The organism is Escherichia sp. AM3, from assembly GCF_032029835.1.
Lineage (GTDB): Bacteria > Pseudomonadota > Gammaproteobacteria > Enterobacterales > Enterobacteriaceae > Escherichia > Escherichia coli.
The window spans coordinates 1-895 of the sequence record NZ_JAVUPQ010000406.1 but is presented as its reverse complement, the minus strand read 5'-3'; the positions used below and the strand labels follow the sequence as shown (position 1 = coordinate 895).

Sequence of the window (895 nt, the reverse complement as noted above, 5' to 3'; positions counted from 1 at the left end):
ACACTGCACCACCCGAACCGATACTCTTATCATTAATTAAGCCACTGGGCTGGATGGTTAATTTATCGGTTGGTTTAAATAACGGATACCAGCCTTCAATTTCGTTATATCCATGTTTTAGTTCATCTTCTCGCTGAAAGTTGTAGGTATTGGTTAACATAATACCCGCGCCCATATCGAAGTTATAACCCACACGTAGCATAACCTCGCCCTGATCGGAGGCAAGATTATATGCCTCCCTGTTTTCGACGTATGCGCCAGCAAATACCGAGGCAGAGGTCAGAGAAGATAATAAAATTATTGCATTAATCTTTTTCATAATAAGTCCATTTTTTAAACGTAGGGAGGCCGCCACCCACCAGGATGGAAATAGCGGCTATTGACATTTATAACGTTACGGAAGCCGTTTTTTCTTCTGTCGCCATCTCTTTATTTTTGCGTTGGTTGATTTCCTCAATAATCAATGCAAACCGTTTTTCATTGAGTGTGTAAAAGAATCCCATCGTCAATGCAGCAATAATTGCCAGTGCACAAGGCCAGATAAAAATGAGCTGACGCAAACCCTGTAATGTCGCATCGCTTTGCGCGATGTTGGGAACATAACCAATTTGCGTCAGCATAATGCCTGGCAAGAAGCCAGCAAGTGCGGCAGAAATTTTACGAAAGAAGGTATAACCGGTATAAACAGAACCTTCGGCACGAATACCGGTTTTCCATTCACCGTAATCTACGGTATCTGGTACCAGTGCCCAGTTCAGGCTGTTTACAAAGGCCGTGCCAAAAAAGGCGACACAAGAGAACATGACGAAAGTGAAAGAGTTACTTCCCCAGAAATAATTCAGTATATCACCCACCGCCCACAGCACCATGCCAGCCAGATAAACCTGTTTTTTAC

General features: G+C 43.2%; 2 protein-coding genes. Both read right to left on the bottom strand.

Going from position 1 to position 895, the window contains the following annotated elements; all coding sequences use genetic code 11:
- Positions 1 to 319: oligogalacturonate-specific porin KdgM family protein (locus RTW80_RS26205; RefSeq protein WP_312721004.1), on the bottom strand; the 319-nt coding region annotated here is incomplete at its 3' end.
- 67 nt (positions 320 to 386) lie between these two features.
- Positions 387 to 895, bottom strand: a 509-nt coding sequence (locus RTW80_RS26200) for an MFS transporter (protein WP_312721002.1), incomplete at its 5' end; no start/stop codon positions are given.